At 67.5% G+C, this 18,057-nt stretch carries 20 protein-coding genes and 4 tRNA genes; 6 read left to right on the top strand and 18 right to left on the bottom strand.

Annotated elements, in window-relative coordinates:
• Positions 1-3 precede the first annotated feature (3 nt).
• From secF to J7E25_RS12220, 8 genes are all read right to left on the bottom strand, one after another.
• The gene (gene secF, locus J7E25_RS12255) at positions 4-1,023 is read right to left on the bottom strand and encodes a protein translocase subunit SecF (RefSeq protein WP_214870405.1); all 1,020 of its coding nucleotides are present in this window, start codon (positions 1,021-1,023) and stop codon (positions 4-6) included.
• Positions 1,023-2,768 carry a protein translocase subunit SecD gene (gene secD, locus J7E25_RS12250; protein WP_215004901.1) on the bottom strand — a complete coding sequence of 582 codons (1,746 nt, stop codon included), beginning with the start codon at positions 2,766-2,768 and terminating at the stop codon, positions 1,023-1,025. Before secD ends, secF begins: the two co-directional genes overlap by 1 nt.
• 63 nt (positions 2,769-2,831) lie before the next feature.
• Positions 2,832-3,212 (bottom strand): preprotein translocase subunit YajC, encoded by a 381-nt coding sequence (gene yajC, locus J7E25_RS12245; RefSeq protein WP_214870404.1) that lies wholly within the window; start codon positions 3,210-3,212, stop codon positions 2,832-2,834.
• A gap of 70 nt (positions 3,213-3,282) precedes the next feature.
• Positions 3,283-4,314 carry a Holliday junction branch migration DNA helicase RuvB gene (gene ruvB, locus J7E25_RS12240; RefSeq protein WP_214870403.1) on the bottom strand — a complete coding sequence of 344 codons (1,032 nt, stop codon included), beginning with the start codon at positions 4,312-4,314 and terminating at the stop codon, positions 3,283-3,285.
• Positions 4,311-4,928, bottom strand: a complete 618-nt coding sequence (gene ruvA, locus J7E25_RS12235) for a Holliday junction branch migration protein RuvA (protein WP_214870402.1) — start codon at positions 4,926-4,928, stop codon at positions 4,311-4,313. Before ruvA ends, ruvB begins: the two co-directional genes overlap by 4 nt.
• Entirely contained in the window at positions 4,925-5,533 is a 609-nt protein-coding gene (gene ruvC, locus J7E25_RS12230) for a crossover junction endodeoxyribonuclease RuvC (protein ID WP_214870401.1), read from the bottom strand. The genes ruvA and ruvC overlap by 4 nt, the downstream gene beginning before the upstream one ends.
• Before the next feature lie 9 nt (positions 5,534-5,542).
• Positions 5,543-6,301 (bottom strand): YebC/PmpR family DNA-binding transcriptional regulator, encoded by a 759-nt coding sequence (locus tag J7E25_RS12225; RefSeq protein ID WP_214870400.1) that lies wholly within the window; start codon positions 6,299-6,301, stop codon positions 5,543-5,545.
• An 81-nt stretch (positions 6,302-6,382) separates the two neighbouring features.
• Positions 6,383-6,916, bottom strand: a complete 534-nt coding sequence (locus J7E25_RS12220; RefSeq protein WP_214870399.1) for a DUF1697 domain-containing protein — start codon at positions 6,914-6,916, stop codon at positions 6,383-6,385.
• A 23-nt stretch (positions 6,917-6,939) separates the two neighbouring features.
• Between J7E25_RS12220 and J7E25_RS12215 the strand changes: the two genes are divergently transcribed.
• Entirely contained in the window at positions 6,940-7,368 is a 429-nt protein-coding gene (locus J7E25_RS12215) for a VOC family protein (protein WP_214870398.1), read from the top strand.
• Here J7E25_RS12215 and pdxT read toward each other — a convergent pair.
• The 4 genes from pdxT to thrS all read right to left on the bottom strand — a co-directional run bounded on the left by pdxT (position 7,355) and on the right by thrS (position 11,525).
• Positions 7,355-8,005: a pyridoxal 5'-phosphate synthase glutaminase subunit PdxT gene (pdxT, locus tag J7E25_RS12210; RefSeq protein WP_214870397.1), complete on the bottom strand. Its 651-nt coding sequence runs from the start codon at positions 8,003-8,005 to the stop codon at positions 7,355-7,357. The genes J7E25_RS12215 and pdxT overlap by 14 nt on opposite strands.
• Positions 8,002-8,919 carry a pyridoxal 5'-phosphate synthase lyase subunit PdxS gene (pdxS, locus tag J7E25_RS12205; RefSeq protein WP_214870396.1) on the bottom strand — a complete coding sequence of 306 codons (918 nt, stop codon included), beginning with the start codon at positions 8,917-8,919 and terminating at the stop codon, positions 8,002-8,004. The genes pdxT and pdxS overlap by 4 nt, the downstream gene beginning before the upstream one ends.
• Before the next feature lie 100 nt (positions 8,920-9,019).
• Positions 9,020-9,583 (bottom strand): HIT domain-containing protein, encoded by a 564-nt coding sequence (locus tag J7E25_RS12200; protein ID WP_214870395.1) that lies wholly within the window; start codon positions 9,581-9,583, stop codon positions 9,020-9,022.
• Position 9,584: 1 nt separating this feature from the next.
• The gene (thrS, locus tag J7E25_RS12195) at positions 9,585-11,525 is read right to left on the bottom strand and encodes a threonine--tRNA ligase (RefSeq protein ID WP_251039043.1); all 1,941 of its coding nucleotides are present in this window, start codon (positions 11,523-11,525) and stop codon (positions 9,585-9,587) included.
• 168 nt (positions 11,526-11,693) lie between these two features.
• Here thrS and J7E25_RS12190 point away from each other — a divergent pair, with 168 nt between their 5' ends.
• Entirely contained in the window at positions 11,694-12,293 is a 600-nt protein-coding gene (locus J7E25_RS12190; protein ID WP_214870393.1) for a hypothetical protein, read from the top strand.
• Between the two features lie 41 nt (positions 12,294-12,334).
• Here the strand turns inward: J7E25_RS12190 and J7E25_RS12185 are convergent.
• From J7E25_RS12185 to J7E25_RS12175, 3 genes are all read right to left on the bottom strand, one after another.
• Positions 12,335-12,409 (bottom strand) — tRNA-Val (locus J7E25_RS12185).
• A 23-nt stretch (positions 12,410-12,432) separates the two neighbouring features.
• A tRNA-Cys gene (locus J7E25_RS12180) sits at positions 12,433-12,506 on the bottom strand.
• Positions 12,507-12,563: 57 nt separating this feature from the next.
• Positions 12,564-12,635, bottom strand: a tRNA-Gly gene (locus J7E25_RS12175).
• A gap of 227 nt (positions 12,636-12,862) precedes the next feature.
• Here J7E25_RS12175 and J7E25_RS12170 point away from each other — a divergent pair.
• Together J7E25_RS12170 and J7E25_RS12165 are read left to right on the top strand one after the other, a co-directional pair.
• Positions 12,863-12,935 (top strand) — tRNA-Val (locus J7E25_RS12170).
• Between the two features lie 132 nt (positions 12,936-13,067).
• Positions 13,068-13,427 carry a VOC family protein gene (locus J7E25_RS12165; protein WP_214870392.1) on the top strand — a complete coding sequence of 120 codons (360 nt, stop codon included), beginning with the start codon at positions 13,068-13,070 and terminating at the stop codon, positions 13,425-13,427.
• A gap of 25 nt (positions 13,428-13,452) precedes the next feature.
• Here J7E25_RS12165 and J7E25_RS18355 read toward each other — a convergent pair whose 3' ends face one another.
• From J7E25_RS18355 to zapE, 3 genes are all read right to left on the bottom strand, one after another.
• Complete coding sequence (locus tag J7E25_RS18355; RefSeq protein ID WP_308164537.1) at positions 13,453-14,001, bottom strand: type II toxin-antitoxin system PemK/MazF family toxin; 549 nt, start codon at positions 13,999-14,001, stop codon at positions 13,453-13,455.
• Positions 14,002-14,053: 52 nt separating this feature from the next.
• Positions 14,054-15,316 (bottom strand): ammonium transporter, encoded by a 1,263-nt coding sequence (locus J7E25_RS12155; RefSeq protein WP_214870391.1) that lies wholly within the window; start codon positions 15,314-15,316, stop codon positions 14,054-14,056.
• Positions 15,317-15,478: 162 nt separating this feature from the next.
• Positions 15,479-16,531: a cell division protein ZapE gene (zapE, locus tag J7E25_RS12150; protein ID WP_214870390.1), complete on the bottom strand. Its 1,053-nt coding sequence runs from the start codon at positions 16,529-16,531 to the stop codon at positions 15,479-15,481.
• 141 nt (positions 16,532-16,672) lie between these two features.
• On the opposite strand from zapE, the gene J7E25_RS12145 reads away from it, so the two are divergent.
• Entirely contained in the window at positions 16,673-17,572 is a 900-nt protein-coding gene (locus J7E25_RS12145; protein ID WP_214870389.1) for a sulfurtransferase, read from the top strand.
• 47 nt (positions 17,573-17,619) lie between these two features.
• Positions 17,620-18,057, top strand: a complete 438-nt coding sequence (locus J7E25_RS12140) for a SufE family protein (RefSeq protein ID WP_214870388.1) — start codon at positions 17,620-17,622, stop codon at positions 18,055-18,057.

Here is an 18,057-nt window from a genome sequence, read left to right as displayed (position 1 = left end):
ACATCATGTGGCCGGCAGCGCCTCGAGGTCGGCATTCGCGGATGTCGCCCGCTCGCGCTCCTTCAACACCCTCTGGTCGTGCCGGCTGATCACGGCCTCACCCTCGCGCAATTGCGAGTAGAGCGGAGCGGCGATGAAGACCGTCGACCAGGTGCCGACGACAATGCCGATGAGCAGTGCGAGCGAGATGTCGCGGAGCGTGTCAGCCCCGAGCACTCCCGCGCCGATGAACAGGATCGCCGCGACCGGCAGAGCCGCGACCACGCTCGTGTTGATGGATCGCACGAGGGTCTGGTTCACGGCGAGGTTCACCGACTCGGCGAACGTGCGACGCGATTCGGCGCCGTCCTCTGTCGTGTTCTCGCGGATCTTGTCGAACACGACGACCGTGTCGTACAACGAGTAACTGAGGATCGTCAGGATGCCGATCATCGCCGCGGGGGTGATCTCGAAGCCGACCGCGGCATAGACGCCGACCGTGACGACGAGGTCGCCGAGCAACGCGAGGATCGCCGCGACCGACATCTTCCACGTTCGGAAGTAGAGCGCCATGATGATGGCGGCGAGCAGCAGGAACGAGATCAGGCCGACGACGGCCTGCCTCGTGACATCCGCGCCCCAGCTCGGTCCGATGAAGGAGGACGTGACCTCTGAATCGGGCACGTCGTAGGCCTCGGCGAGCGCCGACGAGACGGCTCGCGAATCGTCTTGCGCGAGCTGGTCAGTCTGCACGCGGACGCCGTCGGCGCCGACGATGGTGACTCTGGCCACCGTGTCGGGCACGACCTCGGCGACCGCTTCGATCGCGGGCTCAGCGGCGGCCTGCGCTACACCGGAGATCTGGAACTGCGATCCGCCGCGGAACTCGATGCCGAAGTGGAATCCGCTCACCACCGGCACGAGCACCGAGAGGATGATCAGCACGCCGGCGATCGCGTACCACTTCTTGCGTCCGCCGACGAAGTTGAGCGAGCGCTTGCCCGTGTAGAGATCGTTGCCGAAGGTCGTGAGGCGACTGGCCATCAGGACTCCTTCCCGTCGTTCGACGTAGAGCCGGCACCGACGGATGCGGCCTTGCGCTCGGCGATCGTCTGGCGGCGCTGCGCCTCTTTCGAGCTCGACGCCACCTTTCGTGGTGCGACGGCGACGGGCTTGCGGAACTCGGCACGGCCACGGTAGACAGCGCCGAGCGCGTTCGGGTCGAGTCCGGACAACGGGTGGCCGCTCGAGAAGAACCTCGTCTGCGCAAGCAATTGCAGCATCGGGTGCGTGAAGAGGATCACGACGAGGACGTCGATGATCGTCGTGAGTCCGAGCGTGTAGGCGAAGCCCTTCACGTTGCCGACCGCGAGGATGAAGAGCACGACCGCCGCGAGGAGGTTCACGCCCTTCGACGCGAGCACCGTGCGGAACGCGCGCTTCCAGCCGGCCTCGACGGCGCCCACGATGGGCCTGCCGTCGCGAAGCTCGTCTCTCACGCGTTCGAAGTAGACGATGAACGAGTCGGCGGTGAATCCGATCGCGACGATGAGGCCCGCGATGCCGGCGAGCGAGAGTCGATAGCCCTCACGCCACGACAGGATCGTGATCATGAGATAGGTGATGACCCCCGCGATGATGAGCGATGCGATCGTCACAGTGCCGAGCAGGCGGTATTGGAAGAGCGTGTAGATGACGACCAGGATCAGGCCGATGAGGCCCGCGACGAGGCCGCTCTGCAGTTGCGAGGTGCCGAGCGTGGCCGAGATGGTGTCGGACGACTGCACCGTGAAGCTGATCGGCAACGCGCCGAACTTCAGCTGGTCGGCGAGCGACTTCGACGACGCCTGTGTGAAGCTGCCGGTGATCTGCGGTCGGCCGTCGGTGATCGCGCCGTTCATCTGCGGTGCCGTGAGCACGGCGCCGTCGAGCACGAACGCGAACTGGTCGCGCGGCGATGCACCCTCACCCTGGAGGCCGAAGAGACGGGTGCTGACCTTGGCGAAGTCGTCGGTGCCCTTGGCGTCGAAGACGATGTTGACCGCCCACTGGCCGGTCGAGGCGCCCGTCTGGGTCTGCACGGTGCCGTTCGTCGCGTCGACGATGTTCTCGCCGCTCGCCTCGACCGGACCGAGGAGGTACTTCACGCTGCGTTCGACGTCGCACGTCACGAGCGGCTCGTCGGTCGGCGCGGCGTTCGTGGATGCGTCATCCATCGTCGCGCAATCGAAGGTGTCGAACTCGTCTTGCAGCGCGGGAGTGATCCACGCGAGGTCGCTCCCGTCGGTCGGCTCCGTCGTCGGGGTCGACTCGAGCTCCTCGGCCGCGCCGTCGGTCGGCTCGGGGCTGGCACTCGGATCGATCGACTCGCTCGTGGCGGCACCCGCGAGGAGGACCGCGCGAAGCTCGAGCTTCGCCGATGACTCGATGCGGGCCCGGGTCTGGTCGTCGAGCTCTCCGGGGATGCGTACGACGACGTTCGAGCCCTCGGTGTTGATCTCGGCCTCGGCGACGCCGGAGGCGTCGACGCGTTGGCGGATGATCGAGACGGCCTGGTCGAGCTGCTCCTGCGAGACGGTCTCACCGCTCTCGACCTTGGGCGCGAGGATGATCTGGGTGCCGCCCTCGAGGTCGAGCGCGAGCTTCGGGGACCATGAACCGTTGGCCCAGATCACTCCGGCCGCGTTGATGCCGAAGAGCAGGGCGATGATGACACCCAGCCACGTGAGTGAACGCCAGGCCTTGCGGACGGGCGTCGGGCGGGATGACCGCTTCGATGGTGCAGCCACGTTTCTGCTTTCTCTGCAGGAGCCCGCGCGACGACGCGCGAGCCGAGCCTCGGGGTAGGGAGCTTAGTCGTCCGACTTCTTGGTGTCGGGCGTCTCGTCGGTCGCGTCGTCGACGCGCTCGCCGAACGCGGGCTCACCGCCTTCGAGCGCCGGCGACTCGTCGTCGGCGATGACGGTGTTGGGCTCCACCACGCGTGCGACGGTCTGGCGGTGCACCGTGAGCACCGTGCCGGGCGAAGTCTCGAGCAGCACCTGGTTCTCGTCTTCGTCGATTGAGAGGATGGTGCCGAACACGCCGAAGTTGGTCATCACCTTCGCTCCCGGCTGCACCTTCTCCTGCAGGTTGCGAGCGTCGGCCTGACGCTTGCGCGAGTTGCGGAACATGAAGAAGATCAGCACCGCCAGGACGGCGAGCATGATGAGAGTGAAGGGATCGAAGGGCATGAGGGGAGGAACCTTCCGGTGTGCGGCGACCGCACGAAGTCATTGGCGGCGAGGGCTTCGCCTCAAAGGATTATAGGTCATCGATGGCGAGGGTGGCTCCGACCTCGGGGAGCCCGAAGTGCCGCCATGCCGAAGGTGTCGCCATCCGCCCGCGGGGGGTGCGCGTGATGAGGCCGATGCGTACGAGGAACGGTTCGACCACCGCCTCGATGGTCTCCGACTCCTCGCCCACCGAGACGGCGAGCGTGTTGAGGCCCACCGGCCCGCCCCCGAACCTCGTGAGGATGGTCTCCATGACGGCGCGGTCGAGTCGGTCGAGGCCGAGCGGGTCGACGTCGTAGAGATCGAGCGCGGCACGCACCGCACCGATGTCGGCGCGGCCGCCGTGCACGAGGGCGTAGTCGCGCACCCGCCGCAACAGCCTGTTCGCGATGCGAGGAGTGCCCCGGCAGCGCCCCGCGATCTCGGCGAGCGCTTCGCGATCGACGTTGAGCCCCAGCATCGTCGCCGCGCGCACGAGCACCTGCTCGAGCTCGGACTCGTCGTAGAACTCGAGGTGCGCCGTGAAGCCGAACCGGTCGCGCAGCGGATTCGGGAGGAGTCCGGAGCGGGTCGTGGCGCCGACGAGCGTGAACGGCGCGAGGTCGAGTGGCACCGACGTCGCCCCCGCTCCCTTGCCGACCATGATGTCGATGCGGAAGTCTTCCATCGCGAGATAGAGCATCTCTTCGGCCGATCGCGCCATGCGGTGGACCTCGTCGATGAAGAGCACCTCCCCCGGCACGAGCGAGCTGAGGATCGCGGCGAGGTCGCCCGCGTGCTGGATCGCGGGCCCGCTCGACATGCGCAGCGGTCGCCCGCCCTCGTACGCGACGATCATTGCGAGCGTCGTCTTTCCGAGCCCGGGCGGGCCGGCGAGCAGGATGTGGTCGGGCGTGCGCTGCTGCATCGTGGCCGCGGTGAGGAGCAGCTGCAACTGCCCGCGCACGCGGGTCTGGCCGACGAACTCCTCGAGGCTCTTCGGGCGGAGTGCACCTTCGAACGCGAGCTCGGCCTCTGAGGAGAGCGCGGGGTCGGTGAGGTCGAGGTCGGCGTCGCTCATCGAGTCCTGCCCGAGTGCTGGGCCGGCCCGAGCCGCGAGAGCGTCAACCGCAAGAGCGTGGGCACGGATGCCGCTTCGGTGTCGGATGCCGCGCCGATCGTCTCTTCGACCGCCTCGGCCGCGACCCGCTCCGACCAGCCGAGTCCGGTGAGGGCCGCGAGCACGCTCTCGGCGACGCCGCCCGTGACGACCGTGGACGCAGCAGGCGCGGCCGTCGCGACGAGCTTGCCGGCGAGCGACACGGTGATGAGCTTTGCCGTCTTCGGGCCGATGCCGCTCACCTTGCGGAAGACGGCGTCGTCGTCGTGCTGCACGGCGAGGGCGACCTGGTCGGGCGAGAGGGCCGAGAGCACTCCGAGCGCCGATTTCGGGCCGACTCCCGTGACGCCGATGAGCAGGTCGAACACGTCGAGCTCGGGCCGCGAGGCGAAACCGAACAAGGTCAGCGAGTCTTCTCGGACGACGAGCGTCGTGTGCACTGCGAGCTCGTGGCCCTCACGGCTCGCGAGCGCGAGTGCGGGAGTGGTGTTGACGTGGAACCCAACGCCGCCGACCTCGATCACGACCGAACTGCCGGCTGCGGTGAGCACGCGGCCGCGAAGAGAGGAGATCACTCCTTCAGCCTACGGGCCGCCCCCGACACGGCGGCGGAGCGCTCGGCGGCGATCCATGCACGCTGGGCCGGAGTGAGGCCTGCGTCCTCAGTGAGCCCGGCGCGACCGTCGCGCACGGCGGCGCCAGCGACACCGCCGGTGCGCCAGGCGTGGCAGATCGCGAGCGCGAGCGCGTCGGCGGCATCCGCCGGCTTCGGCACCTCGTCGAGCCCGAGGATGCGGGCGACCATCGCCCCCACCTGCTTCTTGTCGGCCCGGCCGTATCCGGTGATCGCGGCCTTCACCTCGCTGGGAGTGTGCAGGGCGACCGGAAGCGCCCGCCGCGCCGCGATGAGCATCGCGACCCCCGAGATCTGCGCGGTGCCCATGATCGTCGAGACGTCACTGCGGGCGAAGACCCGCTCGAGGGCGACCGCGTGCGGCCGGTGCTCCTCGATGATCGCCTCGATGCCGTCGGCGATGCGCGCGAGGCGCTGCTCGATCGGCAGGTCGGGAGGCGAGCGGAGCACCACGACGTCGACGAGCCGTGCGGTGCGATTCGGCTCCACGTCGACCACGCCGACGCCGCATCGCGTCAGGCCGGGGTCGATGCCGAGCACGCGCACGGCGATACGCTACTCCGCCTCGAGTTCGGCCTGCACCTCGGGGGTCAGGTCGAAGTTGCTGTAGATGTTCTGCACGTCGTCGCTGTCTTCGAGCGCGTCGATGAGGCGGAACACCTTGCGGGCCGTCTCGGCGTCGATCTCGACCTTCAGCGCGGGCACGAATGCGGCATCCGCCGAGTCGTAGTCGATGCCGGCCTCCTGCAGCGCCGTGCGTGCGGCGACCATGTCGGATGCCTCGGTGATGACCTCGAAGGTCTCACCCTCGTCGGTGACCTCTTCGGCGCCGGCGTCGAGCACCGCGCCGAGCACATCGTCTTCGGTGAGGCCGTCGGTCTTGGCGACGACGATGACGCCCTTGCGGGCGAAGTTGTAGGCGACCGAGCCGGGATCGGCCATCGTGCCGCCGTTGCGCGACATGAGCGTGCGCACCTCGGCAGCAGCGCGATTCCTGTTGTCGGTGAGGCACTCGATGAGGAGGGCGACGCCGTTGGGGCCGTAGCCCTCGTACATGATCGTGATGTACTCGATCGACTCACCGGTGAGGCCGGCGCCGCGCTTGATGGCCCGGTCGATGTTGTCGTTCGGCACCGAGGTCTTCTTCGCCTTCTGCACGGCGTCGACCAGGGTGGGGTTGCCCGAGAGGTCGGCGCCGCCCATCTTCGCAGCGACCTCGATGTTCTTGATGAGCTTCGCGAACGACTTCGCACGGCGCGAGTCGATGATCGCCTTCTTGTGCTTGGTCGTCGCCCACTTGGAATGCCCGGACATGCGTCTCCTGAATCGAATCCTCGCGCGCGGCATCGCGTGCCGTGCCCAGCCATTCTAAGTCAGCGCCGGTGTCGCGGCCGGTCAGGCGAGCAGCTTCCGCAGGGTCCGGAGGTTGCGGTTCGTCGTCGTCGGCTTGAAGCTGGGCTTGGCGAGCAGCTTCGCAAACGGGGTCTGGGTGGTGGTGCCCTTGGCGGGGTTCCAGTAGATGACGCCGTCACCACGGGCGATGGGGTCGACGTCGGGGTCGGGCTCCCTCGCCGACGCGACGAGCTCATCGAGCACCCCCTCATCCGAGCCGAACACGACCCACGGCTGGCGGGCGGCATCGGATGCGTCGAACGGGAAGGCGTCGATCACCCGCTCGACCTGTTCGGCGGTGACCAGCACGATCCACGCGTCGTAACCGAAGCGGTCGCGGAGCGCCTGCTCGATGCGTCGTTTGAGGGATCCGGATGCCGCGGGCCGAGTCGTCGCCGCGAACACGACGTTGCCGCTCGCAAGCACCGTGCGCACCTCGTCGAAGCCGAGGTCCTCGAAGAGGCTCCGCAGCTCGGCGGACTTCACGGTGATGCCCCCGACGTTCACGCCACGGAGCAGGGCGATGTAGTGCGTCATTGGGCGAGTGTAGGCTCCGATCCATGCTGAGCATCGGACGCACGACCATCCTCGTCAACGATCTCGACGAGGCCAGGGACTTCTACCGAGCGGCGTTCGATTTCGGCACGCTCTTCGACGGCGAGGTCGCTCCCGGCCTGCGCACCGTGCACGTCGGCCCCGCAGGCGAACGCGGATCGGGGCTGTGGCTGATCGAGGCGACGTCGCCGGCAAGCGTCGAGCGCGTCGGGGCCCAGACCGCTGGAGAACCGGCGCTCGTCTTCTACACCGACGATCTCGCGGCGGAGCTGCGCCATTTCGAGCATCTCGCCGTGCGAGTGGTGAAACCCATCATCAGCAGCGGTGGGGCGAGCTTCGCCCATGTGCTCGACAACTCCGGCAACGAGATCGTGCTCGCGCAACTCCCCGACGGCGAGCTGGAGCACTCGGCCTACGCACTCATCGAGGAGTGACCCGAGCGGCGACCTTCGCCAGGAAGTACTCGTGGAAGCGGTACTCCCCCGTGATCTCGGGGTGGAAGCTCGTGCCGAGGAGGTTGCCCTGCTCGACCGCCACGACGCGCCCATCCGCGAGCGATGCGAGCGGCGTCGCTGCCGGTCCGACCGACTCGACGACCGGGCCGCGAATGAACACGGCGTGCACCGGCGTCTCGCCGAGCGCAGGGACGTCGAGGTCGGTCTCGAACGATTGGTTCTGCGAACCGAAGGCGTTGCGGCGCACGACGACGTCGAGCCCGCCGAGGCTCTGCTGGCCGGCGATCGCGTCGAGCAGCGTGTCGGCGAGCATGATGAGGCCCGCACAGGTGCCGTAAACCGGCATCCCGCCCGCGATGGCCTCCTTCAGCGGCTCCGCGAGTCCGAACGTGCGCGACAGCTTGTCCATGACGCTCGACTCACCGCCCGGGATCACGAGGCCGTCGACGGCGTCGAGTTCCTCGGGGCGTCGCACGAGCGATACGTGCGCGCCGAGTCGTGCGAGCACGTGTGCGTGCTCGCGGAAGTCGCCCTGCAGGGCGAGCACGCCGACGCGCGGTCCTGCGTGGACCGCATCGTCGGGCGCGATCGATTCGCTGCGGAGGTTGCTCGTCACCAGCCGCGCTCTGCGAGGCGGTGCGGTGCAGCGAGGTCGACGACGTTGATGCCGACCATCGCCTCGCCGAGGCCACGCGACACATCGGCGATCACCGAGGGGTCGTCGTAGAACGTCGTCGCCTTCACCACTGCCGCTGCGCGCGCCTCGGGGTTGCCGGACTTGAAGATGCCGGATCCGACGAACACGCCGTCGGCGCCGAGCTGCATCATCATCGCGGCATCCGCCGGCGTCGCCACGCCGCCGGCCGTGAAGAGCACGACGGGGAGCTTGCCGGTCTCGGCGACCTCGAGCACCAGGTCGTAGGGAGCCTGGAGCTCCTTCGCCGCGACGTAGATCTCGTCGCGCGACATCGACTTCAGCTGGTTGATCTCGCCCGTGATCTTGCGGATGTGCTTGGTCGCCTCGGAGACATCGCCGGTGCCTGCCTCGCCCTTGGAGCGGATCATCGCGGCGCCCTCGTTGATGCGACGGAGCGCCTCGCCGAGGTTCGTCGCGCCGCACACGAACGGGGTGTTGAACGCCCACTTGTCGATGTGGTTGACGTAGTCGGCGGGCGAGAGCACCTCGGACTCGTCGATGTAGTCGACGTCGAGCGCCTGCAGCACCTGCGCCTCGACGAAGTGGCCGATACGAGCCTTCGCCATGACGGGGATGGAGACCTCGGCGATGATCGCCTCGATGAGGTCGGGGTCGCTCATGCGGGCCACGCCGCCCTGGGCGCGGATGTCGGCGGGAACGCGCTCGAGGGCCATCACTGCGACGGCGCCCGCGTCTTCGGCGATGCGCGCCTGCTCGGCGGTGACGACGTCCATGATGACGCCGCCCTTCAGCATCTCGGCGAGGCCGCGCTTGACACGGCTCGAGCCGGTCAGTGACGTGCCGACGGGCGCGGGAACAGAGCTCTCGGTCATGGGGTCAATCCTAGTCTTCGGAATGGATGCGGTCTCCGCCGCGGTGGAGTGCGCGGGAGCGTTCGCTGGACGTGGCGTCCACACGGCGCTCGCGCGGGGTTCAGGCCGGCCAGGCCTCGGCGATCTCCTGCCGAACCTCGCCGAGCAGGCGCGGCAGCGCCTTCGTGCCGGCGATGATCGGGAAGAAGTTCGAGTCGAGCGCCCAGCGCGGCACGAGGTGCTGGTGCAGGTGCTCGGCGATGCCGGCTCCGGCGATGCGGCCCTGGTTCATGCCGATGTTGAACCCGTCGCAGTGCGAGACCTGCTTCACGACGCGCATCGCGATCTGCGTGAGCTCGCCGATCTCGGCGATCTCCTGGGGCGTCGCCTCGTCGTACGTCGCGACGTGGCGGTACGGGCACACGAGCAGGTGGCCGCTGTTGTACGGGTAGAGGTTCAGCAGGACGTAGGCGTGCTCGCCTCGAGCGACGATGAGCGATTGCTCGTCGCTCATCTCGGGCGCGCGGCAGAACGGACAGGCGTGCTCGTCGGGCTGCTGCCCATGCTGGATGTAGACGAGCCGGTGCGGCGTCCAGAGGCGCTGGAACGCATCGGGCACGCCGGCGAGATCGGCCGCGGCATCCGTCGGCACGCCCTCGAATTCGTCTGCCTGGTATGCGCTCACGTCAGAGATCGTCTTTCGTGACCACTTGGCGGCGCTCGTCGATGACCGCACGGATGCGCCGGATCGCCTCGTCGATCGCGACGCCGTTCTCCTGGCTGCCGTCGCGGAACCGGAAGCTCACGGTCTTGCCCGTGCGGTCGTTCTCACCGGCGATGAGCTGGAACGGAACCTTCTGCTGGGTGTGGGTGCGGATCTTCTTCTGCATGCGGTCGTCGCTCGTGTCGAGTTCGGCGCGCACGCCGGCCCGCCTCAACTGCTCGATGATGTCGCCGAGGTAGTCGGCGTACTCGTCGGCGACCGGGATGCCGACGACCTGCACCGGTGCGAGCCATACCGGGAACGCTCCGGCGTAGTGCTCGAGGAGGATGGCGAAGAACCGCTCTATCGAGCCGAACAGCGCGCGGTGGATCATGATGGGGCGTTTGCGCTGACCGTCGCGATCGGTGAACTCGAGGCCGAAGCGCTCGGGCAGGTTGGGATCGACCTGCACGGTCGAGAGCTGCCACGTGCGACCGATCGCATCGCGCGTCTTCAGGTCGATCTTCGGCCCGTAGAACGCTGCCTCACCGGGCATCTCAGTGAGCTTGAGCCCACTCGCGCGGGCGACGTTGCGGAGCGCGTTCGTGGAGTAGTCCCAGAACTCCTCAGAGCCGATCCATTTGTCTTTCTCGTCATCGCGCATCGAGAGCTCGAGCTCGAAATCGTCGAGGCCGAAGTCGCGCAGCATCGAGATGACGAATGCGATGACCTTGGTGGCTTCCTCTTCGAGCTGCTCAGGGGTGACGAAGAGGTGCGAATCGTCTTGCGTGAAGCCGCGCACCCGGGTGAGCCCGTGCAGGGCGCCGGAGAGCTCGTTGCGGTACACGGTGCCGTTCTCGGCAAGCCGCATCGGCAGGTCGCGGTAGCTGCGGCCGCGCTCCTTGTAGATGAGGATGTGCATCGGGCAGTTCATGGGCTTCAGGTAGTAGTCCTGTCCCTGCTTCGTGATGTTGCCGTCGGCGTCGCGCTCCTCGTCCATGCGGATGGGCGGGAACATGCCCTCCTTGTACGTGACGAGGTGGTTCGACTGGAGGAAGAGATCCTCCTTCGAGATGTGCGGAGTGTAGACGTAGGTGTAGCCGTCGGCGATGTGACGACGGCGCGCATGCTGCTCCATCTCCATGCGCACGATGCCGCCGCGCGGATGCCACACCGAGAGCCCGGAGCCGATCTCCTCGGGGAAGCTGAACAGATCGAGTTCGCGCCCGAGCTTGCGGTGGTCGCGCTTCGCCGCCTCCTCGAGCCGGTGCTGGTAGGCGCGCAGCTCGTCTTTCGTCGGCCAAGCGGTGCCGTAGATGCGCTGCAGCTGCGGGTTCTTCTCGGAGCCGCGCCAGTAGGCGGCGGCGATGCGAGTGAGCGACCAGCCGTTGCCGATCATGCGGGTGTTCGGCAGGTGCGGGCCCCGGCAGAGGTCTTTCCAGACGGTCTCGCCGCTCTTCGGGTCGACGTTGTCGTAGATCGTGAGCTCGCCGGCGCCGACCTCGACCGACTCGTGGTCGTCGCCGCTCGACTCGCCGTGTCCTGCCGCGCCTTTCAGCCCGATGAGCTCGAGCTTGTAGGGCTCGCTCGCAAGCTCCTCGCGGGCCGCGTCATCCGTCACCACTCGGCGCATGAACCGCTGGCCGGCGCGGATGATGCGGGCCATCTCCTTGTCGAGAGCCTTGAGGTCGTCGGGCGTGAAGGCCTCGGCGACGTCGAAGTCGTAGTAGAAGCCGTCGGTGACGGGCGGGCCGATGCCGAGCTTCGCGTCGGGATTGACCGCCTGCACCGCTTGCGCCAGAACGTGGGCAGTGGAGTGGCGGAGGATGTCGAGGCCGTCGGGCGAGTCGATCGTGACGGGTTCTACGACATCGGTCTCGGTCACCGTCGTCGCGAGGTCTTTGAGCTCGCCGTTGACGCGCATCGCGACAACCGATCGATCGGTGAAGAGCTCGAAGCCGTCGGCCACTGTGTACCACTCCCTGTGAGTCGAAACGAACCCTTCAACTGTAGTGCGGCGCCGCGCCGGCCCCGGCCCGGCTCGGTGCCCGCCCTGATGCACCGCGGCCCGCCCGATTCTAGAGTTTCCCTCATGCATACCTCCGAACCGTCAACAGGAGAACGCGACGAGTTCGACCGGCAGGTCGTGGACATCGCCGCTTTCGAGACCGACCTCAGTCCTGAGGACTGGGCAACGAAGCACCGGGCGGGCGAGCTCGGCTACGGCCCGATCTTCTGGGCGCCGATCCAAGTGCTCTCCCCCACCGTCACCGTGGGCCGCGGGCGCACCAACCTCACGCTCATCAGGCCGACCATCGTGCAGACCGACGCAGCCACCCCCTACGCCGGGTTCGACCGTCGCGAGTCGCCGAACCGGAACCCCGTCGTCTCCGTGCACTTCCACCCCGGTGCGTACGGCATCGCGGGCACCGGCACCTATGTGTTCACCTTCGCGGTGGATGCACCGGCGCGGGCCACCTTCTCACCTGCCGGATACGCGGGCAGCGGCAGTGTCGATGCACCGGGATCGATCAGCTTCAGCGGCCGGCGTGTCATCACGGTCATCCTCCGGGACGTGCCCGCGAGTCAGGAGGTCAACGCGTCGATCGAGCAGACGGCCGGCGAGTCGTGGTCGTGGTTCAGCACCCGCATCAGCCATCCGCCGTTGGTACTCGAGATCGCGTCGTCATAGCCCCGGGAACAAGAAAGCCCCGGCATACAGCCGGGGCTTCGTGGTGGGCGATACTGGGATCGAACCAGTGACCTCTTCCGTGTCAGGGAAGCGCGCTACCGCTGCGCCAATCGCCCAAGTCGAGAACAGATTCTCAGCTTGGAGGTGGATACGGGATTCGAACCCGTGTATACGGCTTTGCAGGCCGCTGCCTCGCCTCTCGGCCAATCCACCGTGCATGGGTTCACCACCAAAAGAACAGGAATCGGGCTTTCGCCCGATCCTGATCAGAGCGGATGACGAGATTCGAACTCGCGACCCTCACCTTGGCAAGGTGATGCGCTACCACTGCGCCACATCCGCATTGCCCGCATTTCTGCGTGCAGAGAGACTCTAACGGATTCCCTGATCGATTCACAAACCGAGGCAGCCGTGTGGCCCGTTCCTCCCGGTCAGTCGCAGATTCCGGGCCCATTTCCCGGGCGTGTCGATGGTCACACGTCCCCCGGTCGCACCCGATGTGCATTCCGCCCGCCACGTCGGCTAGTATCGAATCCGCGGTCACGACGAGTTCTGGAACCGCAGCATTTGGGCGATTGGCGCAGCTGGTAGCGCGCTTCCTTCACACGGAAGAGGTCGTCGGTTCGAGCCCGGCATCGCCCACGTACGCCCCCACTCCACTGGGGGCGTTCTTCAGTTTCACGCGCAACTCGCGCCGCCCGGGCAATCCCGTTGTGGCATACGCTCCAGGCGTCTACCGTGACGCACAGGATCGCATCGACGCGAGGAGGCATCATGGCCGGCGAAGTGTCGTTCATCGAATTCGGGGCGACGGATGCTGTGACCGCCCGATCGTTCTACGGGAAGCTCTTCGGGTGGTCGTTCAAACCCGGCCCGGGAGGCGACGGCTATCTCATCGGCGGAGTCGGTGTGCCGGCGGGCGTCCACGGCGGCGATGAAGGAGCCGCACCGTACGTCTTCTTCCGGGTCGACGACCTCGACGCCGCCGTCGCTGCAGTCGAACGCCTCGGCGGCACTGCGGAGCCGGTTGCAGACGCCGATGGCGAGGAATCCGCCGCGATCTACGGCGAGTTCCGGCTCTGCCGCGACGACCAGGGCTCGCCGTTCGGACTGCATCGCCCGCCTCGTCACTGACCGGGCGCGGCAGTGGGCGAGAGCGTCAGGTCCAGCCGTAGCGTCGCCGCAGCACGTCGGCCAGGAGTTGATAGCGAACGGCGTCGAGCGACGCCGCCTCGCGCCGCATGCCGTCGGCGTGCACCCGGAAGACGCGGTCGATGCGGGCCCAGCTCGGTCGCCCCGCGAGATCCCACGCTCCGTCGCCGAGCGGGACGAAGTCGGGGTCGCCGTCGTGCGGCTTGCTCGTGAGCTGCACGGCGAGGAATCCCGGGCCGGGAGTCGCCGCCGAGACGATCACGACCGGGCGATCCTTGCCGCGACCGTCGCGTTCCTCGAACGGCACCCACGTCCAGACGATCTCGCCGGGGTCAGGATCGCCGTCGCGTGACGGTGCGTAGGCGAGCCGCACCCCGCGGAGCCGGCGCGGGTCGACCTCGACCGTGGCGAACGTGCCCGACTGGCCCGGAGAGAGCTCCGCGATCGCGACGGGCGCGACGCTCGCGACATCCGTCGCAGTGTGCCGCTGACCGCCTCGGGAAAACGAGCTGATGACACGCCCGAGGGCGGTGAAGAGGCGGCTGGTGTTCGACACACCGGCACACTACCTCACCGCCCTCGGGTCCCCCGACGGACCAAGCGGTCGATCAGACGGTCTCGAGCTTGTAGCCCTCTTCGCCGTGCACCACGAGGTCGATGCCCGCGAGCTCGTCCTCGTTCTTCACCCGGAAGCCGATGGTCTTCTGGATGATCCAGCCGATGGCGAAGGCCAGCACGAACGAGTAGATCATGACCGAGAAGGCCGCGATCGCCTGTACCAGCAGCTGCGTGAAGCTGCCGCTGTAGATGAGGCCGGTGCCGTTGGCGAAGAAGCCCAGGTAGAGGGTACCGATGACACCGCCGACGAGGTGGATGCCCACGACGTCGAGCGAGTCGTCGAACCCGAGCTTGAACTTGAGGTCAATGGCCAGGGCGCAGACCGCACCCGCAACGATGCCGAGAACGATCGCCCAGAACGGGGTGAGGAATGCACAGGCCGGGGTGATCGCAACGAGACCCGCGACCGCACCCGAGGCGGCACCGACGGAGGTGGGCTTTCCGTCGCGGATCTTCTCGACGACGAGCCACGCGAGGAGCGCTGCGGCAGGAGCCGCGAGTGTGTTGACCCACGCGAGCGCCGCGGCGCCGTCGGCAGCGAGCTCGGAGCCCGAGTTGAAGCCGAACCATCCGAACCAGAGAAGACCGGCGCCGAGCAGCACGAACGGCGGGTTGTGAGGCACGTGCGCGCCCTTCGAGAAGCCGACGCGCTTGCCGAGGACGAGCGCAAGGGCGAGCGCCGCGGCACCGGCGTTGATGTGCACCGCCGTGCCACCGGCGAAGTCAAGTGCACCGACGCCGAAGAACTCCTGCATGCCGTAGGTGATCCAGCCGCCATACGCGAAGCTTCCGTCATCTGCAAGGCCGAAGTTGAACACCCAGCTCGCGACGGGGAAGTACACGATCGTCGCCCAGACTCCGGCGAAGATCATCCACGCGCCGAACTTCGCACGGTCGGCGATCGCACCCGAGATCAGCGCGACCGTGATGATCGCGAAGGTCGCCTGGAATGCTACGAATGCGAGCGGCGGGTAGGCAGCATCTTCGGCAGTTTCCAGAAGGCTGTTCAAGCCGAGCGCCGACCAGTCGATGGTCCACGGCGCTACGACGCCCTCGGACCCTGGGAAGGCGATCGCGTAGCCGTACAGCACCCAGAGCACTCCGATGAGGCCGATGGCACCGAAGCTCATCATCATCATGCTGATGACGCTCTTGGCCTTGACGAGGCCGCCGTAGAAGAACGCGAGTCCCGGAGTCATGAGCAGCACCAAGGCCGCCATTATCAGAAGAAACGCAGTATTGCCTTGATCCATCTCGAACCTCTCTCGGAAATCAGGGGGATCCTGTGGGCCCCAGTTTCACCAGCGGAGGTTTCGGTTCGGACCGTGTTCCGTTTCCGGGTCGTTACGTAAACGAGCAAAATGTAAACAGCATGTTTCGGATCGCGGGGCGTTCGATGTGAATCGACGCGCGATTCACGCGTGTGGCGGCAATTCGCCCGTCGTCAGCGCGATCATGCGCGACATCGCGCGCAAGTACTTCTTGCGATAGCCGCCGGCCATCATCTCGTCGTCGAAGACCTCGTCGAGGGGGATGCCGCTCGCGACGACGGGGACCTCGGCGTCGTAGACGCGGTCGATGAACGCAACGAGGCGCAGGGCGGCGTTCTGGTCGTTCAACTCGCGCACGCCGTCGAGCGCGATGATCTCGACGCCATCGATGAGCTTGATGTACTTCGCCGGATGCACCGTGGCGAGATGGGCGATGAGCTCGTCGAACCCGTCGAGCGACACCAGGTGCCCGCGTGATGCCAGGGCCTCGGCGGTGCGGGTGACGTCGGCCGTGTCGGGAAGGGCTTCCGCGTGTCCCTCGGTGTCGCGGCGCCGGTAGTCGAGGCCGTCGATGCGGTGCGTCTCGAAGTTCGCGGAGAGGGCATGGATCTCTCGCAGGAAGTCGGCTGCTGCGAAGCGACCCTCACCGAGGGCATTCGGGGGCGTGTTCGACGTCGCCGCGACTCGCGTGCCGCCGGCCATCAGCTCGCCGAGGAACCGGGTCATCAGCATGGTGTCGCCCGGGTCGTCGAGCTCGAACTCGTCGATGCAGATCAGCCGTGCGCCGCTCAGCAGTTTCAGCGCGGCCGCGTAGCCGAGCGCGCCGACGAGCGCCGTGTACTCGATGAAGGTGCCGAAGTACTTGGGTCCTGGCGCGATGTGCCAGAGCGCGGCGAGCAGGTGCGTCTTGCCGACGCCGAACCCGCCATCGAGATAGACGCCGGGCAGTTCGGACTTGGGCTTGCGGTTCCGCGAGAAGAACCCGCCGGGACGCTGCGCGCGCCACGCCGCGGCGAACTCGCCGAGCCGATCGAGCGCCTCCTGTTGGGAGGGGAAGTCGGGGTCGGGTCGATAGGACTCGAACGACGCGTGCTCGAACTGCGGCGGCGGCACCAGCTCGGAGGCGATCTCCGCACCGGAGATCGACGGATTCCGCTCGATGAGGCGGATGAGGACGTGAGTCGATGCCGAGGTCATGCTTGAGAGGCTCCCGTATTGCACCGGATGACGGGGGTACTGACTTCGACCGCCGCGCCGCGTAGATTCGAGGTGGACAGGTCAACAGCCTAGTCCGCTCCCCCGCCCAGCCCGTCCGATCGGACGATCCCAGGAGGTCCCATGTCCGCCGAGTTCGACTCCGCAGCTAAGTTCGCCGAGTACGCCCACCCCGAGCGTCTCGTCACCACCCAGTGGCTCGCCGAACACCTCGGTCAACCCGGTCTCGTCGTGGTCGAATCCGATGAAGACGTGCTCCTCTACGAGACCGGGCACATCCCGGGCGCCGTCAAGATCGACTGGCACACCGACCTCAACGACCCCGTCGTCCGCGACTACGTCGACGACGAGCAGTTCGCGGCGCTGCTCGGCTCGAAGGGCATCTCGCGAGACTCGACCGTCGTCATCTACGGCGACAAGAACAACTGGTGGGCCGCGTACGCACTCTGGGTGTTCACGCTGTTCGGCCATGAAGACGTGCGCCTTCTCGACGGCGGTCGCGACCTGTGGATCGCCGAGGGCCGCGAGATCACGACCGACGTCCCCCAGGTGACGCCCGTCGAGTACCCCGTCGTGAAGCGCGATGACTCCGCCATCCGCGCATTCAAGGACGACGTGCTCGCGCACTTCGGAAACCCGCTCATCGACGTGCGCTCGCCCGAGGAGTACAACGGGGAGCGCACGACCGCCCCCGCCTACCCTGAGGAGAGCGCGCTTCGCGCCGGGCACATCCCCACCGCGGCATCCGTGCCCTGGGCTCGTGCGGCCGCCGGCGACGGCACGTTCAAGACGCGTGACGAGCTCGATGCCATCTACCGCACCGAGGTCGGGCTCACCGACGGCGACGACGTGATCGCGTACTGCCGCATCGGCGAGCGATCGAGCCACACGTGGTTCGTGCTCACGCACCTGCTCGGCTTCGAGAAGGTGCGCAACTACGACGGATCGTGGACCGAGTGGGGCAGCGCCGTGCGCGTGCCGATCGTCACGGGCGCCGATCGCGGCGAGGTTCCGGGCCGCTGACCGGCGCTATGGGCGGGGTCGCAGCCGGGAATGGGAGAATAGAAGCGATGGATGCCACGACCCTGCCCTCCCGACTCGCCGAGACCCGCGAGGACTTCCTCGCGCTCGACGTGCGCGATCGCCTGCAACTGCTGCTCGAGTTCTCGAACGAGCTCCCCGCGTTGCCGGCGCGATACGCCGACCACCCCGACCTGCTCGAGCGTGTCGAGGAGTGCCAGTCGCCGGTGTACATCTTCCTGGAGGTCGACGAAGGGCTCGTGCACCTCTATGCCACGGCGCCGGCCGAATCGCCGACGACCCGCGGTTTCGCCTCGATCCTCGCGCAGGGACTCGACGGTCTCACGGTCGACGAGGTGTTCGCGATCCCCGACGACTACCCGCAGTCGCTCGGACTCGGCGAGGCCGTCTCCCCGCTGCGGGTTCGCGGCATGACGGGCATGCTCGCGCGCACCAAGCGGCAGTTGCGCCGGCGCCTCGCGGCCTGA

Source organism: Agromyces sp. ISL-38, from assembly GCF_018613935.1.
Taxonomy (GTDB): domain Bacteria; phylum Actinomycetota; class Actinomycetes; order Actinomycetales; family Microbacteriaceae; genus Agromyces.
Note: the sequence above shows the minus strand (reverse complement) of the source record. Positions and strands in the feature narration are given on the sequence as shown.